Origin of the sequence: Desulfosporosinus acidiphilus SJ4 (assembly GCF_000255115.2) — a bacterium.
Lineage (GTDB): Bacteria > Bacillota > Desulfitobacteriia > Desulfitobacteriales > Desulfitobacteriaceae > Desulfosporosinus > Desulfosporosinus acidiphilus.
The window spans coordinates 3,906,413-3,931,840 of sequence record NC_018068.1; the positions used below are offsets into that span (position 1 = coordinate 3,906,413).

Sequence of the window (25,428 nt, forward strand, 5' to 3'; positions counted from 1 at the left end):
TCTGATTATCATTCTCCCTTACACATATTTGCGCATATGCTGCATCGCTGCCTTTTCCAGGCGGGAAACTTGGGCCTGTGAAATTCCAATCTCGTCGGCAACTTCCATCTGAGTTTTACCATTGAAAAACCTCAACGATAAAATCAGCTTTTCCCGTTCGCTGAGACGTCTTAGAGCCTCGCGAACAGCAAGTCCCTCTACCCATCCTGTATCCGTTTGTTTATCGTCACCGATTTGATCCATAACAAATATCGGATCTCCTCCATCATGATAAATCGGCTCGAATAAAGAGATAGGTTCTTGGATAGCATCCAAAGCAAAAATAACGTCTTCACGCGGCAGGGACAGCTTATTAGCAATCTCTGAGACTGTTGGTTCACGCGAACACTCACAAACCAACTGATCCCTCACCTGTAAGGCTTTATAAGCAATATCTCTCAGGGACCGACTCACCCTAATGGGATTATTGTCTCTCAAGTAGCGGCGTATTTCACCAATAATCATCGGCACAGCATAGGTTGAAAACTTAACGTTTTGACTAAGATCAAAGTTGTCGATGGCCTTCATCAATCCAATGCACCCAACCTGGAATAAATCATCCACATACTCTCCTCGGTTCGTAAATCTCTGGATGACGCTGAGTACAAGTCGAAGATTTCCATGAATTAATTTGTCCCGGGCACTTCGGTCCCCGGCTTGATAAATCACAAACAACTCTTTCATTTTCGCACTGGACAAAACAGGTAGCTTCGAGGTGTTCACGCCACAGATTTCAACTTTATTTAATGCCACTTAAGAGCACCTCCCCAGACAATTCTGTTGGAAAGTATGCCCGATGAAAGTTTTACTTATTCTAAACGACAAAATTCTTTACGCAATCTGCGAATTATCCTCTTTTCCAATCTCGAAATATAGGATTGTGAAATTCCGAGCCGGTCTGCAACCTCCTTTTGAGTTTTCTCTACCCCATTATCTAAACCAAACCTTAATTCCATGATGACTTTTTCACGATTCGTCAATCTTTCCATGGCCAAATGTAATAATTGTCGGTCTACCTGTTCCTCAATAGGCTTCGAGATCACATCATTTTCCGTACCCAAAACGTCAGAAAGCAGTAATTCATTCCCATCCCAATCAATGTTCAAGGGCTCATCAAAGGATACTTCAGAACGAGTTTTATTATTACGTCTAAGATACATCAAAATCTCATTTTCAATACAACGAGAAGCATAAGTTGCCAATTTTATCTTTTTTTGAGGATCAAAGGTATTAACGGCTTTAATTAAGCCGATAGTACCAATTGAAACCAAGTCTTCGATTCCTATCCCGGTATTTTCAAATTTCCTGGCAATATACACGACAAGTCGTAAATTTCGTTCGATTAAGATATCCCTAATCGAATGATCCCCCATCTCTAAACGTTCTAAAAGAATTCCTTCCTCATCCGAATTTAGCGGCGGTGGTAAGGCTTCACTGCTGCCAACATAATAAATACCGCGAACTGTATAAAATTTCTGACGAAATACGACCCAAAAACGGCTCACTTTATCGAGCACATTACTCCACCACATCAATTATTCATCTCCACCTTTCTGCAATAGTTCCGGGTGCAGTAACGCTTGATATTCACCCTCCGAACTTAACATTTGCCTGACAAGAGCTACGGTTGCCTGGATTTGATGAGATCCATTCTTGTCAAAGCAGGTGACCCGCTCAGGCCTGATCCCCAGAAGCCAACTCTGGCGATCAATGGTTTGAAAAGGAATAAAAACAAGACGTCTCATTAGATTAGGATTGTCTCTCCATAGGCAGGGCCAAGGATCGTTGCACTCCTCCAAGGACATATTAAGGTAAGACTGCAATTCATCAGGTATTGAGCTCGCTGCAACTTCTTTCTCTACCAGCAATACAGGGTTTCCGTTCAACGGGTCCCTCAGTTGATTTCCGGTATCTAATAATGCTCTAAAATTCAAAACATTTTTTCCTTGACCGTCAAAATCAATTTGCAAATCAAAAATAGTCTGTTCTAAGCGAGCACGCCCAACCTGCCATCTCTGCCAAAGATGTTGCAGAATCCACCATATAAAACCGCACAATGGCAAAATCCAAAAGGTTCCTTTTGCCAAAGTCAGCAAACTGTAACCAAAGCCCTTGTCAAATTGCATCCATCCCCATATGGCATAGACAAACCCCCCAAGCCCAGCTGAAAGAAGCCAAAACCCCACGAAAACTTTGAGAAACGCTTTTAAGCTCCGAGTTGGGTAAGCCGCCAAAATCATGAAGAAAGGTATGAAAAACTTGCTCAGAGTTGTCCATGGCGGACCGGAATAGCACACTAAGATTACCGGGATTTCTCCAATCAATGCCCCAAAAAATAGTCTCTTCGCCCTAATCGGCAGGTGGATCAGGCGGCCGATTAAAATAAGCAGCAGAGCATCAACGGCCCCGTTCACAAGCATATCTAAATCAAGATAAGTCACAGCTCCGCTCATTTACGCATCCTTTCCTGATCTATACTAAAAATTATAGCCCAGCAAAGGAGGAAAAAGCTGTCGCTTTCAGTGATATGCCTTGGGATTTTTTAGGAGAATTAATGCGAGTGGTGTAGTTTTTAATCGGTCTTTCAACTTCTTCAAGCCAACGATAACCCCACACTTATATGCTCTCTTTACTCGGTCCTAATTGGTGCTTCCTTTTCAGAGACACTTGGCCAATCCACAGAGCAGGAGTCTAATCGGCTGCCGTGTGGCGATAAGCCCGTCCGCTTATCGTCAGGCCAGCGGTCCCCTTTCGCCATCCTTGGCTTCGGGGACACTCGGCCGTCCTTGGCCATCGGTTCACATCGGGTACTGCTCTGAGGTTCGGCACAAAAATATCCGGTGGGCATTTTTGCTTGAAGCGGCTATCTTCAAAGAAACTTGTACGCTGAAGACAGCACCTGCGCTGGCAAATGAGCGAGCCTCGGATTGCTGAGTGAACGATGTGGGCGAAGGCACCCGACCCAAAGAAATGACCTCTTTTCATCATCCGCTGGTGATACGCAGTGGCACGGGAGTCTGATAGTATAAAAAAACTGCCAGAAAGCCGCTTGGCTCCTGGCAGTTAATATAATCAATTAAACGAGGGTGCATATTTAACATTCCCGTTGGAGTTCTTCCAATATTGCTATCACCTCATGGGATGCTTGTGCCATAACATGAAGCAGTTGTCCGGCCTTCTCCTTATCATTCTGCTCAATGGCCAAAGCGGCCTCCCGGGCTAAATCATGCACTTGCTTATGCGGAATCTCCAACTTTTCAAAGACTTCAGCAGAGCGGAAATTCGTCTCATTATGGCTTTCTATCCATTTTCCTAAGCGACATACATGATGGTTTCCTACCTCCTTGGCTGTCAAATGTTCATAACCCAAGAGCAAATTGTAAATACGCCATGTCCATAAGAGGTGATCTGTCTTACACAACTCCAAAGCTTGGTGATTTGATAAATCAGGGACCCTTTTAACTTGTTCTGTCCTGATCGCTTCCAGATCCCGACTGAGATCATAAATCGCCTGACCTGTTTCTTGGGCAATTTTTTCAATTTCCTCTGCGGCCTGGGTCAATGTGGAAACACTGACAGCAGATTCTTGAACCGCTGCACTCTGCTCTTCACTGCTGGCAGCAATATTCTGGATGTCTTCAGTGATTGAACTAAAGTTTTCTATAATTCCATCTAAAGATGAGGCCGCTTCCTGCATAATCATTTTGCCGTTATTCATAGTTTGGGATAAAGCCACAATTTTTTGGTTTGTTTCGAGGGAATTTTGACTTAACACGGTTATTTTTTGACGTATATCCGTCACTGATGTTGTTGTATGTTCAGCAAGCTTACGCACTTCATCCGCCACGACAGCAAACCCCCTGCCCTGTTCCCCAGCTCGCGCTGCTTCAATCGCTGCGTTCAGAGCCAGGAGGTTTGTTTGATCAGCGACCCCGGCAATAACCCCGACAATTTTTTTAATATCATTCATTGAATTTAGTACTTCTTGAACTTGCCGGCTAACTATAGAAAATTCGTCAAAGGATCGTTCAACAAATAAAATAGCTTCCTGTATCTTATCGCCTCCAGAGACTGCGGCATTCGTAGCTTGCTCTACGAAACCGGCGGAGTTCGTGGCAGATTGGGCGACTTGATTGGAGGAAGCCTCTAATTCTTCAGACTGAGCCGCAAGATTTGTCAGATGATCCGTTTGTTCCTCTACTTTATGCAACATTTGACGTATAGATGTCATACCCATCAAGCGCTGCACAGAATTATCGATATCACTTAGAGAAGCAGAGGATGATGCTTGCCGTTCGGCTATGACCTGATTAAGAATCTCAACCACCGGATAAAGTGAGCTTGAAGGCGCGATATCAACTTCTAAGGGCTCTATAAAATTACTTTGTGTTAACGCCTTATACATCTTTTCACAATCTAAGTTGTGGTCTTGAATTATTTGCTCATTCTCACGTTTAAATAATCCCATGCTAAACATCATCCTCGTCCTTCTTAAATTTTAAATAAAGAGTTAGACACCGATTTTATAAATTTCAATCTAGTTATGCATTATTCTACAAAATAACCTTAATTCCTTCAAGTAGTTCTATGTTAAGCAATTCTATATTTCTAAAAATTATAACTCGGATTTTATGTGGTTATAGCAACGGCATCTCTTACTTTTCTCCAGCTTACTAAAAGTCTATCCCTCGTTTAGTATCCATGTAAAAACCCCCTAGATAGAGCTTTATCGTTCTATCCTAGGGGGGCATTGATCCAATATTTAATCATTATCGGAGTTATAAGGAACCTTTTTCCTAAAACAATGGGTACTTCTCTTATTGAAATTTGAATTTTACATCAACAATGATTATCTTCTGCGTCGGAGAAATTCAGGAATATCAATATCCACTTCTTTGGCTACCGGTTTAATAATCGTTGTTTCCTGAGCCTTTCCCTGGGCGCCTGACACACTGGCGTATTGCTGATCAAATCCTGTAGCAATTACAGTAACCCTTAATTCTTCTTTAAGGTTCTCATCAATCACCGCACCAAAAATGATGTTCGCCTCAGGATCAGCCGCTTCAGAGATAATCCCTGCGGCTTCATTCACTTCAAAGAGAGTTAGATTTACTCCGCCGGTGATATTAAGCAGCACTCCCTTTGCTCCTTCAATTGAAGTTTCCAACAAGGGACTGGAAATAGCCTTCCGAGCCGCGTCAACTGCCCGGTTTTCTCCGGTGGCTTGTCCAATTCCCATTAAAGCTGAACCGGTATTAGACATAATCGTTTTTACATCGGCAAAGTCTAAATTGATTAAGCCCGGTACAGCAATCAGGTCTGAAATTCCTTGTACCCCTTGACGCAAGACGTCGTCGGCTATCCTAAATGCTTCATGGATGGTAGTATGCTTGTCCACGACCTGTAACAAGCGGTCGTTAGGTATTGTTATTAAAGTGTCGACCTTACTTTTAAGTTCAGCAATTCCCTTTTCGGCTTGCATGGCTCTTTTTCGTCCCTCGAACGTGAAGGGCCTGGTAACAACACCTACCGTTAGCGCTCCCATCTCCTTGGCAACTTCTGCAACAATGGGAGCAGCGCCTGTACCTGTACCGCCGCCCATACCGGCAGTGACAAAAACCATATCTGCACCCTTAAGAACCTTAGCCAATTCTTCACGGCTTTCTTCCGCTGCTTTAGCCCCTATTTCTGGGTTAGCACCTGCCCCAAGACCTTTAGTCAACTTAATACCGATCTGGACCTTTTGAGTCGCGTGAGAAAGATGTAAAGCCTGTGAATCGGTATTAACAGTTACAAAATTTACTCCTTGTAAACCAGCGGTAATCATACGATTCACCGCATTATTTCCGCCACCACCCACACCAATTACCCTGATCTCGGCAATTTGGTTTAATTCAGTTTCAAATTCTAGCATCTAGGTTTAACCTCCTCGCTTATTATGACCGGAATACAAAAAAGTTCAGCCTCGTTTTTTGACAACGGCTCCCTCTAAAGCACCTGAGGCAATAACCCATAGACTGCCACGAAGTGCGAAGACTTAATGTATGCGTACTAATAACATCTGAATACATAAAACCCTTTAAATTCATTACAAATTCTATATGTCAAGGCGTTATCCCTTTTTTTTAAAATAAAAACTTTCAGCAAAGTGTACAACTTTGCTACTTTTTTAACAGGTGTCGCCGAATACTTCCAAGGTTATTGAACAGACGCACACCAAAGGCTACGATTGCAGCTAAATAAAGGTCAACTCCAATCCGGTCTCCGATATACGCTAGGGCGGCTGCTAAAAGCATATTACTGAAAAAGCCGCTCAGAAATACTGTGCTGTCGAAATGATCTTCCTGTGCAGATCGAATGCCGCCCAGAACTGAATCCAAAGCAGCTAAGATCCCTACTGAAAAATATTTAGCATATTCTATCGGGACTGAAAACGGACTTACATACCCAATAGCTAATCCGAGCACTAAGCCTAATATCGGTAACCACATAATCTCAGATCCTCCCTCGATTTAACGGCCAATTACCGGCTTTGCCGCAGTAAAATCAATATAGCGTACCCCTTGTTGAAATGATTTATACTCTTTATCATTAATCAATTGCCAAAGGGCATTCAATTTATCTTTCCATTCCTGTGCTTGTCCCAAACGAACCTCTACCCCGCTTGTCAGGTACAAGGTCATTTGCTGGATAGTATTCACATGAAGTTCCCCAATCTGGCTTAAGAGTTCTTTGGGAGCTTGTCCCAAGAGGCGGAGAGCCGCAGTCAGAGAAGGATTATTCAGGCTCTGGCCGGGGCCAATGGTATCCGCAACGGCAACTCCGGTGATAACAGGATAATCTGTTTTAGGCCAACTCTCTAAACGCCGCAAAAAGATGCCCTGAGAATCAACTTCCAAAACCCCTTTAGAAATCACAACTAAAGCTACTGGCGTCCGCTCAGTAATTTGAATAACTAATGTATGCGGCAGTATTCTCTTGAATTTAACGTCTTGAACGAGAGGATGCATAAAAATCTTATTCTTCAGGTCTTCTTGATCAAAGAGTAAAAGATTCTGTCCCTTGGCACCGCTGGCTAATTTCAAGATCTCATTTTTCGGAATTGCTGAAAGACCTTGCACCGTAATATTTTGAACAACAAACGCACTGGAGCGAAAGAACAAGGCTAAACCCAGTGCGAGTAATACGGCCAATACGGTCAGATAAAAGAAGGATGTATTCGTTTTCTTGGAAGTCATGACGCAGTTCCTCCTTGTTCCAAGTATAACTAATACAAACCCATTCTGTCATGTCCTTTGAAAAATTTTCTTTATCTTTATAAAGTATATCGGCACAAATATCTTTTATATACAGGTTAAACTTTTGGAGTGACCCTCAGAAGTTTAGCGCCTAAATGCCGGTACTTTTCTTCTAAGTTTTCATAGCCGCGATCAATATAATCGACTCTTTCCAAAACAGTTGCTTCGTCAGCCGCTAATGCCGCCAGAAAGAGGGCAGCCCCTGCTCTTAGATCAGTAGCCTCAACAAAAGCTCCTTCAAACGTTTCAGTACCACGGACAATGGCTGTTCGGCCTTCAACTTTTATTTGAGCCCCCATTCTGCACAGCTCATCCACATGTTGGAAGCGGTTTTCGAAAATTGTTTCCGTAATGACACTGGTTCCTTCTGCACATGATAGCATAGCCATAAACTGTGGCTGCATATCTGTCGGGAAACCCGGATAAGGCATTGTTTTAAGATCTATGCTGCGAATTCTGCCTTTCTGCTGGACACGAACAGCATCATCTAAGAGGGTGATCTTAGCACCTGCCTGGCGCAGTTTAGCAATGACCGGCTCCAAATGTTCCGGTACAACATTCTCAATGGTTATGTCCCCCCCAGTCATGACGGCAGCTATCATATGGGTACCGGCTTCAATGCGATCCGGGATCACTATGTGCTCCGCAGGCCGGAGAAATTCAACCCCGTCAATTCTCAGGATATCCATCCCTGCCCCACGTACTTTAGCGCCCATCTTATTGAGAAAGTTTTGCAAATCAACAATTTCCGGCTCACGCGCGGCGTTCCGAATCACAGTGGTTCCTTTGGCCAAAACCGCAGCCATCATTATATTTTCAGTTGCCCCCACACTCGGTACATCCAGATAAATTTCTGCACCTTCTAACTGGTCTGCCCAGGCTTCAATATACCCATGTCTCTCTTTGGTCTTCACTCCAAGCTGCTGTAATCCTTTGATATGCTGATCCATCGGCCGGGTTCCAATAGCGCAGCCACCTGGCCGGGAAATTTTGACCCGCCCATAACGAGCTAAAAGGGGACCTAAAATCAAATTTGAAGCTCGCATTTTCCGCATTAGTTCTTCATCAACATCACAGAATTCAAGGGCAGCGGCATCTATGTTCAATCCTTCGTTTTGACGTTGTACTTTACAACCAAGGTGTTTCAAAACCTCAATCATATGTGTAATATCTGCCAACGTCGGAATTTCCAACAAAGTTGAGGTCCCTTCGGCAAGCAGAGTTGCCGCAAGTAATGGAAGGGAAGAGTTTTTCGCCCCACTTACATGAATCGTCCCCTCTAATCTTTGTTTTCCCGTAATGACATAGCGATCCATAGTCATATTTTTCTCCTCCTTGGTATCACTACTTTAAGGGCAATCCCTCAATTTTCCTAAATATTTCACTTCCGTCTGCAAATCGACCCCATATTTAGATTGAATATCCTTCTGTATCTCCTCGATTAAAGCAAGTACTTCGGAAGCCTTCGCCTCGCCTATGTTGACAATAAAATTGGCATGTTTATCTGAGACGACAGCACCTCCGATGCCTCTTCCCTTCCACCCGGCGGCTTCAATTAAGCGCCCTGCAGAATCACCGGTGGGGTTTCGAAAAACGCTCCCGGCATTAGGTACTTCCAAGGGTTGATTTATCGCCCTGCGTTTCAGGTTTTCTCCCATGATATGAAGAATTTCATCTCTATCTCCCGGAGAAAACGTTAGCGTAGCTTCTAAAATCCAGGCCTCTCCGTTTAAAGAACAATATCGATAACCAAACTCTAGGTCCCTTCTTTCAAGAGTTCGCCTACACCCCTCAGTTGTAAGTACCGATAAGCTTTCAACTTGGGGAGCCATTTCCCCGCCATGAGCACCGGCATTCATAATGACCGCCCCTCCCACAGAACCGGGGATGCCGCGAGCGAATTCCAAACCATGCCAACCTCGTTCTCCGGCTTCTTGAGCTAAACGGGCTAATGGATATCCCGCTTGCACTTGAACTGAGTAATCTCCCCAACGAATAGCACGCAACGATGTTGTTACCAGAGTAATCCCGGGAAGCCCCTCATCAGAAATTAAAAGATTGGAACCTCGGCCGATTAACCAAACGGGAACTTTCGCTGCCTTCGCACGTTCTATGACCAAGACAAAATCTTCCGCAGAATTTGGCCAATAGGCAAACTCAGCCGGTCCGCCGATCTTCCATGTCGTCAACTGCTTCAGCGGGTAATTCTTCTCCACTCGCCCCGGCAATCCATTCAAAACCATGACTGTTCCACCTCAAATTTTCCGTCATTATGTTGTCAGTCCCAATCGGCTTAAGCGCTGATTTTATGTCCAGCCAGGATACTCCCAGACTCAAGCAGGTTGCTATTGAAGCTACAACCGAGAGTTCCTCTGAAGGTTCCGGCCACCTTGGCAGATACCCTACATAAGTCTCGTACTCTCCCCGATAAAAGTCAATCCCCATTTCGTTCCGTTTCCATAGGACTTTCGAACCAAAATCCTCCGCCCTTCCCATGGCCTCTCCTTCTGCCAGCATTAACAGCCAGGACTCCGGCAGAAGCCAGATGTAACCGGGTCTCCCCTCACATTTCCAGGTTCCACTTTTAGTCTTCCAAAGGATGGACGGTTCAAACCCTGCTTCCTTCAAGATATGCCCAAGCAAGGGGTAATCTTCAACGAAAGACGTGTTCTCATCGGAAAATGGTATAACGATACTATCCTTCAAGATATTATGTAAATACGAATTAATGGACTGTAGGGGCATATTGCACCCCAAAATCTGTTCCGCCCGATAACCATCGGTAAATTCCGGCCAGACAACGCTTTCAGTGAACGGGCCTGGTTCTTTATCTCCATCAGCAAATGACTTTTCCCACCAATCCCGAGTCGTGACAGAACCTATTCCCGTTATCTCAGGATCAACCTCGGAATATTCAAGATCCAGTTCCTTCAAGAGAGCGCGAACTCCATCAATTCCCGAAGCATCAGAAGCAGCAACTAAGAGCAATTTCCTCCTCGGCCACACACAACTCACTCCTCTTCTTTGTTACTGCCATATCCTATGCATAGAGGCAAGAAGGTGTGAGAAACGTGGACTAAGGTGGACTAAGTGGACTAAGGGACGGTCCTTTTGACACACTTTTCAGAATGGCAAATGGTAATATCGGGCGTGTTCGAGACAAACTAGTGCCAAGCCGTCTCCCAACAAAGAGCAACAATTTTATTCAAAGCCTGTGGTTTAGCCAAACCACGAGAAGCAATTCCCATTTTATCCAACAATGAAGGCGAGGAAATCAATTCCTCAACATAGTTCCATAACTTTTCTCCATTCAGTTCCCGATCTAGGATCATTCGAGCCGCTCCGGAATTTACCATAGCCTGAGCGTTATGCTCCTGATGATTTTCGGCAGCAAACGGATAAGGCACTAAAATTCCGGGAACACCGGCAACCTGTATCTCCGCTAAAGTCGCTGCACCTGCTCGGCCAATAAAGAGATCCGAACAAGCCAGGGCTTCAGGTATTTCTTTTAAATACTCTACAATGCGCCACTGAGGACTTTGCCAGGCAATGCCTCTCTCTTCCAATTCCTTAATCGTTTCCTCATAGGTCACCTTCCCTGTAGCCCAAATCACTTGTATCTCCGGACGCTTGGCGAGATGTTCCAAGGCGGCGGCCATGGCCTGATTCAAAGTTCTCGCCCCCCGGCTGCCGCCCGTGACGAGAATCGTTAAATGATCCGGCTGCAATCCGAAATGTTTAGCACCGGCACTGCGAGTGACCCGGCCAATGTCCGGACGAACGGGCAACCCAACGAGTTCCAGCTTCTGTTTTACCCCAAAATGATTCGTGCTTTCCGGGAAGGTAACCATTACACGCCGTACCACCCGAGCCAAAAGCTTATTTGTAATACCCGGCAAAGCATTTTGCTCATGGAGCAGCGTTGGAATATGAAAAAGAGCTGCCGTCAATACAACAGGTCCTGAGACATAACCTCCGGTACCAACGACCAAATCCGGGTGAAACTTGCGCAATATTTCTTTAGTCTGCCAAAGAGCTTTGGTGCTTTCCCCCATAACTTTTATAGTATCCAAACTTAGTTTGCGCGGCAGGCCCTTGCCGGAAATTCCGGCAAACTCGATGCCCGCCTCCGGGACTAAGCGCGCTTCCATTCCGTCGCGAGTTCCCACGTAAAGGATTTTAGTTTCGGAATCCTTGGCCAACAACCCCTTAGCGATAGCTAAAGCGGGATATATATGTCCGCCTGTTCCTCCACCTGTCAGCATTACCCGCACTGGTTTTTCCCCTTCCTTACCTAATTTCCCGCGATACTCGAAGTAAGACTCCTACACCCAGCATTGTAAAAACCAACGATGTTCCCCCATAGCTGATAAACGGCAAGGTAATTCCTGTTACAGGCAATACCCCGCTCACAACACCCATATTGATCATCGCTTGAATTGATATCATAGCAGTTAAGCCAACGGCCAACAAGCCTGAAAAAGCGTCCTGAGATCTCATGGCAACTCGAAATCCTCTCCAGGCAAACAGAAAAAACAACATCACAACCAAGGTTGCTCCTACGAACCCCAGTTCCTCGCCAATCATGGCAAAAATAAAATCCGTATGGTTCTCCGGCAAATATAGGAATTTTTGACGGCTTTGCCCTAGGCCTAAGCCAAAAAGCCCCCCCGGCCCCAAGGCTAACAGAGCTTGAATCGTTTGGTATCCATTCCCCAAAGGGTCTGCCCAGGGATCTAGAAAGGCAAATATCCTCCGCATTCTGTACGGCGCAGCAGCAATGGCCGCTACAACCAGTCCCAGTCCGCTTCCACCAAGTCCTAAGATATGTGAAGTTTTTGCGCCTGCGGCAATCAGCATAAAAAATGTTGTCGCGGCAATCACCAACGTTGTCCCGAGATCGGGTTGAAGCATAATCAAGCCTGCAATCAATCCCATCAGACCCAATATAGGTAAAACCCCTTTGCGAAAGGATTGGATCTTATGAGGATTTAAGGCCATAATATGGGCCATCACTAAAACCATCGAGAGTTTGATCACTTCGGAAGGCTGTATGGACAAAGGACCCAGACCAATCCAACGATCGGCGCCATTCACTCTCCGTCCTAATCCGGGAACTTTGACGGCCACTAACAGAACAACGGCAACGTAAAGGGCTGGTTTAGCCAAACGGCGCAGCATTTGCAAATCAACCCTATAGCTGGCGAACATGGCCAAAAGACCCAAGGATACCCAAATGACTTCTGCTTTCAGAAAATGATAAGGATCGTCAAACTGAATGTACCCTCTCACAGCGCTCGAGCTATAGACCATAATAAAACCTATCCCCAGCAAGGCTAAAATTGTCCCCAGCAAGACCAGATCCGGTCGGTGATACCTTCGCACATAGAGTTCCCCCTTTTATTGTTCAATGGGTTCCCTATAATGCCTACGCACTAACTCCTTAAACAATTCCCCTCTTTCCTCATAACTTTTAAACATATCCCAACTTGTACAAGCAGGTGATAAGAGAACGACGTCGCCGGGAACTGCCTCAGCTATTGCTTTCTCCACTCCATCAGCAAAGCTTGAGGCCCGGATAATTCTTTCAACGCCTTCATCTCTTGCTGCTTGTTCCATCTCATCAGCAGCCATCCCCAATAAAACAAGACTTTTAACTCTATCTCTGACAATCTTCATAAAGTCGTGAAAATCGAGTCCCTTATTTTTACCTCCGGCAATTAAAACGATGGGTTCTTCAAAGGCTAACAAAGCCTTTGTTGCCGCATCCGTGTTGGTTCCCTTAGAATCGTTAACAAAAAGAACATCGTTAAAAGTCCCAACGATCTCCTCTCTATGCTCTACCCCCGGAAACTCTTCAAGACCTTCGGCAATCTCAGTCCAGGAAAGTCCCATAGCTTTGCCTGCCGCGGCGGCAGCCATGACGTTTTCTAAATTGTGAGCTCCACGCAGCTGAAGCTTTTTAGGGGAAACGATGGGAATGACTTTGCCATTTTCTGAGTAGACGATATTATCCTGATCTAAGCTAATCCCTTTTTTCAAAAATGATGTAGGGCTGAAGTAGAGTACTTGCCCCTTTAGTTTTGGTCCCAATTCGCGCACATAAGGATCATCCCAATTTAATATCGCTAAATCAGTTTCCCTTTGATTCTCGAAAATCCGAGCTTTCGCTTCCAGATAGTTTTCTATCGAACCATGTCGATCCAGATGATCCGGGGTGAGATTCAGCAACGCTGCAACATGAACACGAAGTTTATGGATAAACTCTAATTGAAAACTCGACAACTCGGCAACAACAATGCCCTTTTCATCCATACCTGCGACTTTTCCGCTTAGAGCGACTCCGATATTCCCAGCTACAACCGTTGGCCGGCCAGTCCGCTTTGCTAATTCTCCAATCAAGGAAGTCGTTGTTGTTTTACCGTTAGTTCCTGTGACTCCAACACAAAGCGCAGGACAATCAACCATGGCCAGTTCAACCTCGCTCCAGACCTCCACTTTTTGGCTTAAGGCATCTTGAACAAGGGACAGTTTGGGAGATACCCCCGGCGACAGCACCAAAAGATCCGGATTAACCTCTTTAAACTCCGGTACACCCCCCACCAATAAATGGCCCTCATCAAGATTCAATTCTTCAACCCCTTCGAGTTGCTCTAAAGGCTTACGATCAGTCAGGAAAACTTCCGCGCCCAAGCCTTGAAGCTTACGCACAGCCGCTTGCCCGCTAAGTCCAGCACCAATAACTAAAACACGTTTATTCACTTCAGTACCCCCATTAGTATGTCTTGGGTGTGTCATGGGGACGGTCCGATGTGTCTTGGGGACGGTCCTGGCGACACACTATTTCTTTTTAATTCATCACAGACAGTTTAAAGTATCCAAATTAGTATCCCATTCTGATGTCCAAGCTAAACCGTCTTCTCCTGCGTGACAGGATCTAACTCAGCGTTGGCAGGTAGGCGGCTATTCCCAAAATTGCACAGACCAGAGCTGCCGTCCAGAAAACAAGGACCACTTTCCACTCGCTCCAGCCTTCAAGTTCAAAGTGATGATGGAGAGGGCTCATGCGAAAAACCCTTTTCCCGGTCGTCTGAAAGGAGGCCACCTGAATAATGACGGAAAGTGCTTCTACGGCAAATAGACCACCCACAATAATAAACACAAATTCGCTTTTTGTCAGAACTGCCAGGCTGGCCAAAGCTCCGCCCAAGGCCAAAGACCCCGTATCTCCCATAAAAACACGGGCAGGGTGAGCATTAAATCGCAAAAAGCCTAAGCAGCCTCCTACTAAGGCAGCAGCAAAAACAGCCATATCCGTTTCATGGGCCAAGACGGCTACCCCTTGAATAGCCGCCAGCAGAGCAATCACGATATAGCCTAAACCTGCAATTAAAGTACTTCCCGCTGCCAAACCGTCTAAACCATCCGTTAAATTGACAGCATTCGTCATAACCACAATGACCAAGGAAATTAAAGCGTAATAAAACCAACCCAGCTCGAGATGCACTGAGGTGAAGGGAATAGAAAGATCCGTTCCTCGGCCCAGCCAATGAACTGATATCCACATAAGCACAAAGGCCAACCCAAACTGACCAATAAGTTTTTGATACGCGCGCAATCCCAAAGAACGATGCATAACGACCTTAATAAAATCATCAATAAATCCAATGAGTCCAAACCCTAAGGTTATGCCGACAAGGGTTACCATTTCCAGGGAAGTTGGCTGCTCCGCGCAAAACAGCGCACTGGAGATAATCCCAACCAGAAAAATTATCCCTCCCATGGTCGGTGTCCCAGTCTTTTTCAAATGCCTCTTGGGTCCATCATCCCGCACCGTTTGACCGAACTTCAGAATCCTTAAGATGGGTATCAGGAAGGGGCCCAAAACTAATGTGATTATTAGGGCTAGCATTCCAGCCATGACCAGACGCTCAGACATGCACTATTCCATCCTTTTCTCTGTTCTTTCGAGTTGTACGGTGATTTCTTCCATCTTCATTCCCCGAGAACCCTTGATGAGAACCCAAGTTCCCGGCCCGTAAACTGCCAAGAGATCCTTGGCTTTCCTAATCGCTTCCTCTTTAGTGTCCGATCTGTAAGTTTGACTTTGGGGGTAACCGGCCAGATTGGCACCGTAGGCTATATCCTGGGCCAGAGCTCCTACCGTGATCAAGGCACTGACCCCAAGCTCAGCCACCGTTTGACCTACCTCACGGTGTCCCGCTGCCGCGGCGGAACCTAATTCGTACATTTCCCCTAAGATTGCCACAGTTTTATTTTCCTGTGCCCGTTCTTTAAGAATTCTCAGCGATGCCTGCATAGAAACAGGATTAGCATTATAAACGTCATTAATCAGCATTGATTCAAAAATTCCTGGTCGCAGCTCTAAACGCATTTTAGACATTTCCAGTTCCCGCAAGCCTTTGCAGCCATCAGCTAAAGAAATTCCAAAAACTGTTCCTACCGCAAGGGCAGCCAAGGCATCTAAAACATTATGCTTGCCTGGTAAAGGAAGAAAAGCAGCTTCTTTTTGCCTGTGGTAACTCACCTGAAACTCCGTTCCTAAGGTCCCCTTGGGCGTGAGTTGAGAGCCTTGAATATCTGGAGAAACTAACCCTTCACTGGTACCATAAAACAGGCTGCGATGAGGATCGGCATAAGACTTTTGAACGGATTTTTCGTCTTCAGCATTTAAAATGGCGATACCATCCTTAGGCAGAGCCTCAATAAGTTCCCACTTTGCCTGAGCTATCCGTTCATGTGTCAGAAGCAATTCCAGATGGGTTGTGCCAATATTTGTGATGACTCCGATATCCGGTTTACCAATGTCACATAAAGCCTTAATTTCACCCAATCCACGCATTCCCATCTCCAAAACTAAAATCTCCGTCTCTGGGGGAGAATTCAAAATCGTCAAAGGAAGACCTAATTCATTGTTATGATTTTCCTTGCTGCGATAGACTCTAAATCGCTGTGCCAAGACCGCTGAGATCATATCTTTGGTTGTGGTTTTCCCATTGCTTCCTGTGACCCCCACCACTTTGGCTCCAAGTTCCAAGCGCCAATGACGGGCCAACTCTTGAAGTGCTTGTTGTCCGGAACTGACAAGCAAAAGTGCCTTGCCTTCAGGAGCGCATGGCATCTGGCCCTTTCGTTGAAAATACCCCTCTTCGGCAATTACCAGGGCTGCCCCATTTTTCCAAGCAGCATCCATGTAATCGTGCCCGTCCACTCGTTCACCGGGAAGAGCAAAAAACATTTCCCCGCCTTGGGCTTGGCGACTGTCAAGGATACACCCCCTGATTTCAATATTTGAATCTCCGTACAATGTTCCCTTGGTAATCTGAGCTGCTTTTTCGGCTGTCCATTTAAACATATCCCAGCCTCCTCAACGATTCCCGGGCAACTTCACGATCGTCAAAGGGATGAACCTCGGTCCCAAAAATCTGATAGGTTTCATGCCCCTTACCGGCGATTAAAATTGTATCTCCAGGTTTAGCCATGCCGCATGCCTTTTCAATAGCCTCTCTGCGGTCAGTCAATGCTACATAGTCAACCTTTGAGACACCTTGAAGCACCTCCTGAATAATCAGTTCCGGATCCTCTGTACGAGGGTTATCTGACGTTACTATCAGAAAGTCACTTCCTTCTGAAGCTACTTTGCCCATCAAAGGCCGTTTCCCGCGATCTCGGTCCCCCCCGCATCCGAAAACGGTAATCAGTCTTCCCTGCGTAAAATCACGGGCTGTACGAACAACATTTTCCAAACCATCCGGGGTATGGGCATAATCAACAATTACTTGAAACGGCTGCCCACTGCGGACACTTTCAAAGCGTCCCGGAACACCGGGGATTTCTGCCAAAGCCTCTGCCACAGACTTAGGCGTATATCCGCGCTCGACACCCCAAACAAAAGCAGCCAGTGCATTGTAGACGCTGAAAAAGCCTGGTGTAGCGTACCAAATTTCTTGGCTATCACCCTTAAATTGAATTGTAAAGCGCACACCATCCGAAGTCACTTGAACCTTCTCTGCCCGATAATTCACCTCTTGATTGTGAATTCCATAACTCACTACCGGGGCACTTGAGGCATTGTTTAATTTCAAAAATGCTGGATCATCGCCATTAAGAATACTCAACTTAGGCTGTTTTTTACCCTTAAGACTTGAAAATAATTTGGCCTTGGCATTAAGGTATTCTTCCATTGTTTTATGATAATCCAGGTGATCTTGTGTTAAATTGGTGAAAATACCCACATCAAATTCGCAGCCGGCAACTCTTCCGAGGTCCAGAGCATGAGAAGAGACTTCCATAACAGCAACGCTGACCTTTTCCGCCACCATTGCTCCTAAAAGCTTTTGAACCTCGATGGCTTCCGGCGTTGTTCTTTCGCCCGGAATATCGCGGCCATCAATACGAGCACCTAAGGTCCCGATGATGCCCACCTTTTGCTTCTGCTTCGCGGCAATTTTCTCTATTAAGTAGGTAATGGTAGTCTTCCCGTTTGTCCCGGTTACGCCAATGAGTTCTAATCGTTCACTGGGGCGGTCATAAAGGATGGCAGCAATGGCTCCCATTGCTTGACGGACGCTGACAACTTTCACTTGCGGCACGTCCAGGGGCAGAAAACGTTCTACAACCAAAGCGGACGCTCCGGCGGCAACAGCTGCTGCCACGTAATCATGCCCATCCACTTTAAAACCCGGAACACAGGCATAGAGATCCCCTTCCTCAACGCGTCGGGAGTCCATAGCCATCCCTTTAATTACAACTCCGGTATCCCCTGATGAGCCTAAAACTTCAATTTCCTGTATAATTTCAGACAGTGATTTCGGCACCGCTGGCATACCACATCATCCCTTCATTCTCCTTTTTTAATAGTATAGACAATTCATATCCAAGGCAGACCTAGCTTCCTCACGGCTGCCCCAAAGGGCTCACTGAAATAGGCACACGCCCTGCTAAGTTGTGAATCGCTTCAATGTCTTCGTCATCATCTTCCCACCAGTGTGCAAGGGTAGGAGTTGAGGCGTCCTTTCCAAGATAAAGAAGAACATTCGATCCTTCCTCAACTTGAGCATCCCCATGGGGAATTTGGTCAAGGACCATCTCGCCCTGACCTTCCGTAAGTGTCTTAAATCCCGCCTCCGTTAAAGCTTTTTGCGCCTCAGCTAAGGGCAAGCCCAAAACAGAAGGAACGGTTGCAGCTTTCTTCAGCGGCGGAAATTCCAAACCGGGCATGGGTTTTCCGGGTGTCAAGGGCGCTTTCGTGTCCGGTTTTATTCCCAAATACTTCAAAGAGTCAAGCATGACGCTCTGAACAATCGGTGCGGCAACAGCCCCGCCAAAAAACGGCACTCCATCGACAACCGCCAGGATAGCCAACCGTGGATGATCGGCCGGAGCAAAGGCCACAAAAGAAGCAATATAGTCTCCTTGTGCATAGGAACCATTCACCACTTTTTGGGCTGTTCCAGTCTTTCCGGCTACTCGATATCCGGGCAGAAAGGACCTTCGGCCTGTACCGTTCGTGACAACAGACTCAAGAATCTCCCGTTCGAGTTTGGAGGTATCTTCACTGATAACACGGCGAATTTCCTCTTTCTTAAAAGGAGTTATGACTCGTCCGCTAGGGCCGACAATTTCTTTCACTAATTGGGGTTTCATAAGCGTTCCGCCATTGGCTACAGCGGAAACTGCCGTCAAAAGCTGAATAGGAGTAACGTTATTGGTTTGCCCTATAGACATGGTCGCCAGATCCAGAGCTGTGGCTTTTTTCTTGTTGGCTAAAATGCCCCGGGCCTCTCCGGACATCTCAATTCCTGTCTTTTGACCAAATCCAAATTCCCGCAAATATTTATAAAAGGTGTCCATTCCCAGACGCTGTCCCATTTCTATAAAACCTGGGTTACAGGAATTCTCTGCAACTTGCACAAAGGATTGATCTCCATGTCCGCCTGATTTCCAGCAACGTACGTTCTTACCTAAAACTGTATAAGAGCCTTTATCAAAGAAATGTTCCGTTGGCTTAATTTTCTTTTCCTCTAAGGCAGCTGCTAACGTAATAATCTTAAAGGTTGATCCGGGTTCGTAACCATTCTGGACGGCAATATTCCTCCTAGCGCTGGGATCAGCATCCTGATAGTGATTGGGGTTAAATCCAGGAACGGATGCTATGGCCAGCATTTCGCCTGTATTGGGGTCCATCACTAAAATCGAGGCGCTTTTAGGTACTTGTCCGTTCATATTCGTACCCTGCCCAGCCATTAACTTGTTCAGTTCCCGTTCAGCGAAAGCTTGAATACTTTCATCAATTGTTAAACGAACCGTATTCCCTTGCTTAGGCGCCAAATACTGGTGTTCAGCTTGGGGAAGAGGAATACCATTGGCCCCAAATTCCTGGAGTATGCTCCCCGGAATCCCCTTCAGCTCCGAATCCCTGGTTAACTCTATTCCTTCAAGACCTTGATTGTCAATCCCAGCAAATCCGATAATATGGCAAGCTAGGGTCCCTTGGGGATAATACCGTTGACTGTCCTCAGTAGTCCCTATTCCTGGGAGCGCTAACGCCCTAATTTGGGCTGCAACTTCAGGTTTAACCTGCTTTTGAATATACTCTAAAGCTGAGCGTTTCGTGATTCTGGCCTCTATTTCTGCATCAGTCTTCCCTAAGATTTTAGACAAGGTCAAGGCCATTTCTTTAGCCCTGCCTGATTGTCTTACCTCCGCCGGTATTGCATAAACTGTCTCACTGCTAACACTCATGGCTAGAACATTTCCGTTGCGATCCTCAATATTTCCCCGTTTTGGAGCTACCGGAACCCCCCGAAAATGCGAATCATCTGCTTTCTGACGCAAATCAGCGCCTTGACTTAGCTGTACAAAACCCAAACGAATAATTAAAACGACCAAAAAGGCACAGACACAGAAAAAAAGAAAAGCGATTCGTTTACGCATGACAACTAAAGGACTCACTGTCCTCACCCCTGCCTTTCCGGGGATTCCTGCGTACCCAAAGCGCCCTTCTTCTTAACGTTGTGTCGAAGCAAAGAAACTTGTAAAGAACTTTGAAAATTGATGCAGAGGTGTTGGTTTAGCCTCTGCAGTTTGTGTGGGGTTAGTAGTGGCAGAAGCGGTCGCTTTGGGCGGCAGATTTCCCGTTTGATTTTTGACCGCAGGAATTGTACCCGCCATATACACTGTTCCCGATGGCTTTTCCATGCCCATAGACAGCGCAACGCTTTCGATCCGACTCACTGAACGCAGCTGATCAGCTTGTAATTGAAGCAAATCCTTCTGCTCCTTAAGTGAAGAAATATCTTTCTGCAAAGACCTAATTTGTGCACCTTTAACAACTGTCAGCTGAATCGTTTCCGCTCCGATAGCCCCAGTCAATCCAACAATAAACACCAACATCAAAATACTTTTCCCGTGCTGAGATGACCGCTTCCTTTTTTGTATAATTCGTCGGCTTTTTTCGTTGGATCTTAAGTCAATCGGCTCCTGATACATTAACTTTTCCTGCGCCACTACCAAGGGTATTCCTCCTCCTTTTGCTTTAGACCCTTATATTTTTTCAGCAATCCGCAATTTTGCACTTCTGGCACGCGGATTCTTTTCAATTTCCTCTTCACTGGGGAAAATAGGTTTACGAGTTAATACCCTGGCTAAAGCCTTCGCCCCGCACCGGCAAACCGGTAATTCCGGGGGACAGGTACAGCGCCCTAGCCAACTCTTCATTCTCTCTTTGACAATACGGTCTTCAAGGGAATGGAAGGTAATCACTGCAATTCGGCCGCCTCGGTCCAAGCACCTTAAAGCCTGATCCAAAACACGGTCTAAGACTCCCAGTTCATCATTGACAGCAATCCTAAGCGCTTGAAACGTCCGTTTAGCAGGATGAGGACCATCTCGCCGGGCCGCAGCAGGAACCGCCGCTTTAATGACGCTGACTAAATCTCCTGTGGTTTCCAGAGGTCTCTCCTGACGTTTTTGGACGATAAATTGTGCGATACGTTTGGCCCACCGTTCTTCACCGTAGTTCCAGATAATCTGAGCCAATTCTTCTTCACGCCAAGTGTTCACGATCTCTTTCGCTGTCATTGAATTTTGAGCATCCATACGCATATCGAGAGGCGCATCCTGCATATAACTGAAACCCCTCTCAGCTTCATCCAGCTGAGGAGATGAAACTCCCAGATCAAACATAATACCTTGGACAGGCTGGAGGCCCAATTCCTCTAAAGTCTTCTCCAAATTCTCGAAATTTTTCTTGACCAAAAGAACACGTTCATCCCCGCTGAATAACTCTTGCGCGTGTCGAATGGCATGCTCATCCTGATCAAAACAAATCAACCTTCCACGGGGGTTAAGACTTTCTAAAATTCTCTGGCTGTGTCCGGCTCCACCGAGGGTACAATCGACATAGATCCCTGAGGGATCGGTCACTACTCCATCCACCGTCTCATTTAATAACACCGTAACATGCTGGAAGTCCAAAATAACCCGTTCCTTTCTATATACCCAGCTGTACCAAGGATTCGGCTGCACTGGCATAAGCATCTTCCGCTTGCCGGCTATAGTCTGTCCAGAGTGTCTGACTCCAAATTTCTACCCTGCTTGACACCCCGACAAGAACTAAATCCTTTTCCAATTGCGCATATTCGCGTAAATTTGCAGGTAATAGAATTCTGCCCTGCTTGTCCAATTCACATTCTGTCGCCCCGGAAAAAAAGAAACGGACAAAGGCTCGGACATCGGGTTGGGTAAATGGTAAAGCGCGAAGTTTCTGTTCCAACACATTCCACTCGGCGACGGGGTAAACAAACAAACAATGATCCAAGCCTTTAGTAACAATGAATTGTTCTCCTAAAGCCTCGCGGAACTTAACCGGTATAATTAACCGACCTTTTCCATCAATTGTATGGATGTACTCCCCCATGAACATGTTTTTTCGCCCCACTTTACCCCACTTCATCCCACTATTCTCCATCCAAAAAGATTTTCCTGCTCTGAAACGAAAGATTTCCAAAGAAAATTAAAAAACAGGAATAAAGTCCCGCCTGTCTGAGACAAAGGGTAAAACAAAGGGGACGGTACTCACTTCTCGAAAACCGCCCCCTAGAGTCTAAAACGTATTTTTTTTCTTATGTGAGACAGAAGAACCGTCCCTCCTGTCTGCTCCTGTCTGATCCCAGCAAAACGAGCCTCATTCGCAAGCAGTGTAAGGCATGTATCGCTAAAGCACCACTTTCATTCTTTGATCGTTCCGTCAGAAATGCAAGAGTCTTTTATACCATATGAAGTGGTTTTCCAGCAATCCCGTGTGCAGCCTCCATGATGGTCTCAGGAAGTGTCGGATGGGCATGGACAGTCCGAGCGATATCTTCTGCGTGAAGCCCTTTCTCAACAGCAACTCCTAATTCCGCAATTAAACTGCTGGCCTGGGGCCCCATGATAGTTGCTCCTACAACAATTCCCATCTCATTCGCCAGAATTTTAACCATACCAACGCTTTCGCCCAGAGCTAGGGCCTTGCCATTAGCTGAAAACGGAAATTTGCTCGCTTTATAGGCAATACCTGAAGCCTTAAGCTCTTGCTCCGAATACCCCACCGCAGCAATTTCCGGATGAGTAAAGATCGCGCTGGGGATAGCCTTATAACTCATAGCAACAGAATGTCCAGCAATATGTTCTGCTGCAACAATTCCTTCGGTTGAAGCCACATGCGCCAGCATAATTCCTCCAATAACATCCCCAATGGCATAAACATGGGGAAGGTTTGTCTGCATTTGCGCATTGACTTTAATCGCTCCTCTTTCTAGCTCTAAACCCAGTTTATCCGTATCAATACCCTGCAAATTAGGTTTGCGTCCCGTGGATAAGAGAACACGGTCTGCCGGAATATCCTTAATTCCTTTAACATCTTCAACTTGAACAATAAGGTTGCCACCCTCTTGGCGAATCTCTTTGACAGCCGTCTTCGTAAGCAGCTCCATTCCGCTGCGTTTTAGCAGCGGGCTTAAGCGCTTAGGAATTTCCTCATCAATAGTCGGCAAGAGGGTTGGAAGCATCTCCACCACAGTTACTTTTACGCCAAAGGCCTGGAAAACAGAGGCGAATTCTAAGCCAATGACCCCTCCGCCTATGACAACAAGGCGCTCCGGCAAATCAGGCTCACTTAGAAGTTCATCACTGGTTCCAACACCAGGAAGATTGGCACCCGGAATTGGAATACGCATAGGGACTGAACCTGTTGCCAATATTACATTATCAACCTGGATTGTTTCGGACCCTGAGTCTGTCACTACATCAAGCTTGCCAAGTTCTTTAAACTCACCCCAGCCTTTGATCACACGGACGTTGGCAGCCTTCATTAATTTTTCTACCCCACTAACAAGGGTATTGACCACTTGATCCTTGCGAGCCATTACTTTGGCATAATCTACTCGTTTTTCTCCTAAGATTAAACCAAATTCTTCCGCTTGTTGAACTTCGCGCCAAAGGTCTGCACTTTTAACGAGAGCTTTCGTCGGGATACACCCTTTGTTTAAACAAGTCCCTCCCAACCGTTCGCCTTCAATCAGCACAACAGATAAACCTAATTGTGCGGCCTTTAAAGCACAAACATATCCACCTGGCCCGCCGCCAAGAATACCTACCTGATAAGACATCGGCCCACACTCCTTCCATGATCTTTTCATAGTTATTTCGACTTTCCCTTGCATTTTCCCTGCTATATGTAACAATATCGCATTAACCGTCAATAGCGACAACAAAATCATCCGCAATATACTATTCTCTGAATACATCTCATGTATACCAAGGGGATCTTCCAAAACTTGTTGGCCCCTTCATTTCATTCCCACTTTTGTTTGCCTAATCATTAAAGAAAGGCGTTGTCACTCCACTATAATTTGATAGTGATGTGAGAACGCCTTTTGCTATTTGCACCCACTTGGGTTTTTCGAGTTTAGTTTTTACAAAGTCCTTAGATCTTAGTTCTAGATTTAAACAAGAATTTCTGAAATAATTAGTAAGCAGAAGCTCCAGGGATAAACAGGATTTGTCCAGGATAGATTAAGTTTGGATTGCGCAAGTCATTGCCCAGAATAATCGCCTGCATTGTGGTCCCATAACGTTTGGCAATCTTATAAACAGTGTCACCTTTTTTAACCACATAAACTTCATGGGCTGGAGTAGGTTCCGGCATAGCAACATGTTGCATCATAGCCTCCCCGTGAAGCGGCGGACAGGGCATTGGGCAGCAAGGATCGACATGATACATTCCTTGATGCATACCCATCATTCCCGGCATTGCTTGAGCACCCATCATTCCTGGCATTGCTTGAGCACCCATCATTCCTGGCATTGCTTGGGCACCCATCATTCCTGGCATTGCTTGGGCACCCATCATTCCTGGCATGCCTTGCATATCTTGCATACCCGGCATTCCTTGCATTCCTTGCATTCCTTGCATTCCTTGCATTCCTTGCATTCCTTGCATTCCTTGTGCATCCGGTGTCATGCCTGCCATTCCAAGCGCGGGATTATAAGCAACGGAACGTAATTCCATTTTAATTTCCTCCTTTTAGCGACTTAGATGAATAACGATACATTTGATATTTCTCTTCGACTAATAACAATATATGGATGATTAGTTATATTGTGTATGTACCATAAATCGCTTGTTATTTATTTTTAAAAATATTTTTGTATATCCCTTCCAGAATTATTTAGATTTTAACTCTTGAAAATAGCTTATTCTATTCATTCTTAGTGCCGTTTGAAAGCATAAAGAAACAAGTCTTAAATAAAAGAAAATAGATGCTTTTTAAAAGTCATCTATTTCTGATATTCTATCAAATTTGTCCAAAATGTCTTAAGTTAATCCGCAATTGCTTCGTTAAGCTGAGCAACTAACTTATCGGGATCTTTGCCGTGGGTTAAAGCTGCACCTTCCAAACTTTCCGTAGACGATGAAGGGCAACCTAAGCAATGCATGCCTAATTGCAGAAAAATCTGAACAGTCTGCGGATATAATCTCAATACTTGCCCTACGGTCATCTCTTTTGTCAACATTTACCTGACT

24 protein-coding genes are annotated in these 25,428 nt (G+C 45.6%); 1 reads left to right on the forward strand and 23 read right to left on the reverse strand.

What is annotated here, in order from left to right; translation table 11 throughout:
• Window positions 1-18 precede the first annotated feature (18 nt).
• The 3 genes from sigG to DESACI_RS17905 are packed head-to-tail and all read right to left on the reverse strand — an operon-like array spanning window position 19 to window position 2,492.
• Window positions 19-792 (reverse strand): RNA polymerase sporulation sigma factor SigG, encoded by a 774-nt coding sequence (gene sigG / locus DESACI_RS17895; protein ID WP_014828615.1) that lies wholly within the window; start codon window positions 790-792, stop codon window positions 19-21.
• A gap of 56 nt (window positions 793-848) precedes the next feature.
• Entirely contained in the window at window positions 849-1,571 is a 723-nt protein-coding gene (gene sigE, locus DESACI_RS17900) for an RNA polymerase sporulation sigma factor SigE (protein WP_014828616.1), read from the reverse strand.
• A 3-nt stretch (window positions 1,572-1,574) separates the two neighbouring features.
• Complete coding sequence (locus DESACI_RS17905; RefSeq protein WP_014828617.1) at window positions 1,575-2,492, reverse strand: sigma-E processing peptidase SpoIIGA; 918 nt, start codon at window positions 2,490-2,492, stop codon at window positions 1,575-1,577.
• Window positions 2,493-2,706: 214 nt separating this feature from the next.
• Between DESACI_RS17905 and DESACI_RS24305 the strand changes: the two genes are divergently transcribed.
• The gene (locus DESACI_RS24305) at window positions 2,707-2,973 is read left to right on the forward strand and encodes a hypothetical protein (protein ID WP_148271329.1); all 267 of its coding nucleotides are present in this window, start codon (window positions 2,707-2,709) and stop codon (window positions 2,971-2,973) included.
• Between the two features lie 160 nt (window positions 2,974-3,133).
• Here the strand turns inward: DESACI_RS24305 and DESACI_RS25580 are convergent, their stop codons facing one another.
• The 20 genes from DESACI_RS25580 to DESACI_RS18005 form a co-directional block, all read right to left on the reverse strand.
• Window positions 3,134-4,507, reverse strand: a complete 1,374-nt coding sequence (locus DESACI_RS25580; protein WP_041276608.1) for a methyl-accepting chemotaxis protein — start codon at window positions 4,505-4,507, stop codon at window positions 3,134-3,136.
• A gap of 381 nt (window positions 4,508-4,888) precedes the next feature.
• Entirely contained in the window at window positions 4,889-5,953 is a 1,065-nt protein-coding gene (gene ftsZ / locus DESACI_RS17915) for a cell division protein FtsZ (protein ID WP_014828619.1), read from the reverse strand.
• Between the two features lie 247 nt (window positions 5,954-6,200).
• The gene (locus DESACI_RS17920; protein WP_014828620.1) at window positions 6,201-6,530 is read right to left on the reverse strand and encodes a small basic family protein; all 330 of its coding nucleotides are present in this window, start codon (window positions 6,528-6,530) and stop codon (window positions 6,201-6,203) included.
• Window positions 6,531-6,551: 21 nt separating this feature from the next.
• Window positions 6,552-7,277 carry a cell division protein FtsQ/DivIB gene (locus DESACI_RS17925; RefSeq protein ID WP_014828621.1) on the reverse strand — a complete coding sequence of 242 codons (726 nt, stop codon included), beginning with the start codon at window positions 7,275-7,277 and terminating at the stop codon, window positions 6,552-6,554.
• Window positions 7,278-7,393: 116 nt separating this feature from the next.
• Window positions 7,394-8,659: a UDP-N-acetylglucosamine 1-carboxyvinyltransferase gene (gene murA, locus DESACI_RS17930; RefSeq protein WP_014828622.1), complete on the reverse strand. Its 1,266-nt coding sequence runs from the start codon at window positions 8,657-8,659 to the stop codon at window positions 7,394-7,396.
• A 27-nt stretch (window positions 8,660-8,686) separates the two neighbouring features.
• The gene (murB, locus tag DESACI_RS17935; protein ID WP_014828623.1) at window positions 8,687-9,580 is read right to left on the reverse strand and encodes a UDP-N-acetylmuramate dehydrogenase; all 894 of its coding nucleotides are present in this window, start codon (window positions 9,578-9,580) and stop codon (window positions 8,687-8,689) included.
• Window positions 9,495-10,343: a hypothetical protein gene (locus tag DESACI_RS17940; protein ID WP_014828624.1), complete on the reverse strand. Its 849-nt coding sequence runs from the start codon at window positions 10,341-10,343 to the stop codon at window positions 9,495-9,497. Before DESACI_RS17940 ends, murB begins: the two co-directional genes overlap by 86 nt.
• A 158-nt stretch (window positions 10,344-10,501) precedes the next feature.
• Window positions 10,502-11,611: an undecaprenyldiphospho-muramoylpentapeptide beta-N-acetylglucosaminyltransferase gene (murG, locus tag DESACI_RS17945; protein WP_014828625.1), complete on the reverse strand. Its 1,110-nt coding sequence runs from the start codon at window positions 11,609-11,611 to the stop codon at window positions 10,502-10,504.
• 16 nt (window positions 11,612-11,627) lie between these two features.
• Window positions 11,628-12,722 carry a putative lipid II flippase FtsW gene (gene ftsW, locus DESACI_RS17950; RefSeq protein WP_014828626.1) on the reverse strand — a complete coding sequence of 365 codons (1,095 nt, stop codon included), beginning with the start codon at window positions 12,720-12,722 and terminating at the stop codon, window positions 11,628-11,630.
• Between the two features lie 15 nt (window positions 12,723-12,737).
• Window positions 12,738-14,099, reverse strand: coding sequence for a UDP-N-acetylmuramoyl-L-alanine--D-glutamate ligase (gene murD, locus DESACI_RS17955; protein WP_014828627.1), 1,362 nt, complete (start codon window positions 14,097-14,099; stop codon window positions 12,738-12,740).
• Between the two features lie 175 nt (window positions 14,100-14,274).
• Window positions 14,275-15,276: a phospho-N-acetylmuramoyl-pentapeptide-transferase gene (mraY, locus tag DESACI_RS17960; RefSeq protein WP_014828628.1), complete on the reverse strand. Its 1,002-nt coding sequence runs from the start codon at window positions 15,274-15,276 to the stop codon at window positions 14,275-14,277.
• A 3-nt stretch (window positions 15,277-15,279) separates the two neighbouring features.
• A complete protein-coding gene (locus tag DESACI_RS17965; RefSeq protein ID WP_014828629.1) occupies window positions 15,280-16,713 on the reverse strand; it encodes a UDP-N-acetylmuramoyl-tripeptide--D-alanyl-D-alanine ligase in 1,434 nt (477 codons plus the stop codon).
• Window positions 16,706-18,184, reverse strand: coding sequence for a UDP-N-acetylmuramoyl-L-alanyl-D-glutamate--2,6-diaminopimelate ligase (locus tag DESACI_RS17970; protein WP_014828630.1), 1,479 nt, complete (start codon window positions 18,182-18,184; stop codon window positions 16,706-16,708). The genes DESACI_RS17965 and DESACI_RS17970 overlap by 8 nt, the downstream gene beginning before the upstream one ends.
• Before the next feature lie 70 nt (window positions 18,185-18,254).
• Window positions 18,255-20,312 (reverse strand): penicillin-binding transpeptidase domain-containing protein, encoded by a 2,058-nt coding sequence (locus DESACI_RS17975; RefSeq protein ID WP_014828631.1) that lies wholly within the window; start codon window positions 20,310-20,312, stop codon window positions 18,255-18,257.
• A gap of 54 nt (window positions 20,313-20,366) precedes the next feature.
• On the reverse strand, window positions 20,367-20,873 hold the full coding sequence (locus tag DESACI_RS17980) for a septum formation initiator (protein WP_014828632.1): 507 nt from the start codon (window positions 20,871-20,873) through the stop codon (window positions 20,367-20,369).
• A 30-nt stretch (window positions 20,874-20,903) separates the two neighbouring features.
• Entirely contained in the window at window positions 20,904-21,836 is a 933-nt protein-coding gene (gene rsmH / locus DESACI_RS17985) for a 16S rRNA (cytosine(1402)-N(4))-methyltransferase RsmH (protein ID WP_014828633.1), read from the reverse strand.
• Window positions 21,837-21,852: 16 nt separating this feature from the next.
• Window positions 21,853-22,284, reverse strand: coding sequence for a division/cell wall cluster transcriptional repressor MraZ (gene mraZ, locus DESACI_RS17990; RefSeq protein ID WP_174270337.1), 432 nt, complete (start codon window positions 22,282-22,284; stop codon window positions 21,853-21,855).
• Between the two features lie 343 nt (window positions 22,285-22,627).
• The gene (gene lpdA / locus DESACI_RS17995) at window positions 22,628-24,010 is read right to left on the reverse strand and encodes a dihydrolipoyl dehydrogenase (RefSeq protein ID WP_014828635.1); all 1,383 of its coding nucleotides are present in this window, start codon (window positions 24,008-24,010) and stop codon (window positions 22,628-22,630) included.
• 359 nt (window positions 24,011-24,369) lie between these two features.
• On the reverse strand, window positions 24,370-24,912 hold the full coding sequence (locus tag DESACI_RS18000) for a LysM peptidoglycan-binding domain-containing protein (RefSeq protein WP_014828636.1): 543 nt from the start codon (window positions 24,910-24,912) through the stop codon (window positions 24,370-24,372).
• Window positions 24,913-25,223: 311 nt separating this feature from the next.
• Window positions 25,224-25,418, reverse strand: coding sequence for a DUF1858 domain-containing protein (locus DESACI_RS18005; protein WP_014828637.1), 195 nt, complete (start codon window positions 25,416-25,418; stop codon window positions 25,224-25,226).
• Between the last annotated feature and the right edge of the window lie 10 nt (window positions 25,419-25,428).

Coding starts and splice junctions, on each gene's coding strand:
- DESACI_RS17970 (WP_014828630.1), bottom strand. CDS start 18,184: ATGCCAGCGGTGCCGAAATCACTGTCTGAAATTATACAGGAAATTGAA.
- sigE (WP_014828616.1), bottom strand. CDS start 1,571: ATGTGGTGGAGTAATGTGCTCGATAAAGTGAGCCGTTTTTGGGTCGTA.
- mraY (WP_014828628.1), bottom strand. CDS start 15,276: ATGTCTGAGCGTCTGGTCATGGCTGGAATGCTAGCCCTAATAATCACA.
- DESACI_RS25580 (WP_041276608.1), bottom strand. CDS start 4,507: ATGGGATTATTTAAACGTGAGAATGAGCAAATAATTCAAGACCACAAC.
- DESACI_RS18000 (WP_014828636.1), bottom strand. CDS start 24,912: ATGGAATTACGTTCCGTTGCTTATAATCCCGCGCTTGGAATGGCAGGC.
- lpdA (WP_014828635.1), bottom strand. CDS start 24,010: ATGTCTTATCAGGTAGGTATTCTTGGCGGCGGGCCAGGTGGATATGTT.
- DESACI_RS17905 (WP_014828617.1), bottom strand. CDS start 2,492: ATGAGCGGAGCTGTGACTTATCTTGATTTAGATATGCTTGTGAACGGG.
- mraZ (WP_174270337.1), bottom strand. CDS start 22,284: ATGTTCATGGGGGAGTACATCCATACAATTGATGGAAAAGGTCGGTTA.
- murB (WP_014828623.1), bottom strand. CDS start 9,580: ATGGTTTTGAATGGATTGCCGGGGCGAGTGGAGAAGAATTACCCGCTG.
- ftsZ (WP_014828619.1), bottom strand. CDS start 5,953: ATGCTAGAATTTGAAACTGAATTAAACCAAATTGCCGAGATCAGGGTA.
- DESACI_RS17925 (WP_014828621.1), bottom strand. CDS start 7,277: ATGACTTCCAAGAAAACGAATACATCCTTCTTTTATCTGACCGTATTG.
- DESACI_RS18005 (WP_014828637.1), bottom strand. CDS start 25,418: ATGTTGACAAAAGAGATGACCGTAGGGCAAGTATTGAGATTATATCCG.
- DESACI_RS17965 (WP_014828629.1), bottom strand. CDS start 16,713: ATGTTTAAATGGACAGCCGAAAAAGCAGCTCAGATTACCAAGGGAACA.
- murA (WP_014828622.1), bottom strand. CDS start 8,659: ATGACTATGGATCGCTATGTCATTACGGGAAAACAAAGATTAGAGGGG.
- DESACI_RS17920 (WP_014828620.1), bottom strand. CDS start 6,530: ATGTGGTTACCGATATTAGGCTTAGTGCTCGGATTAGCTATTGGGTAT.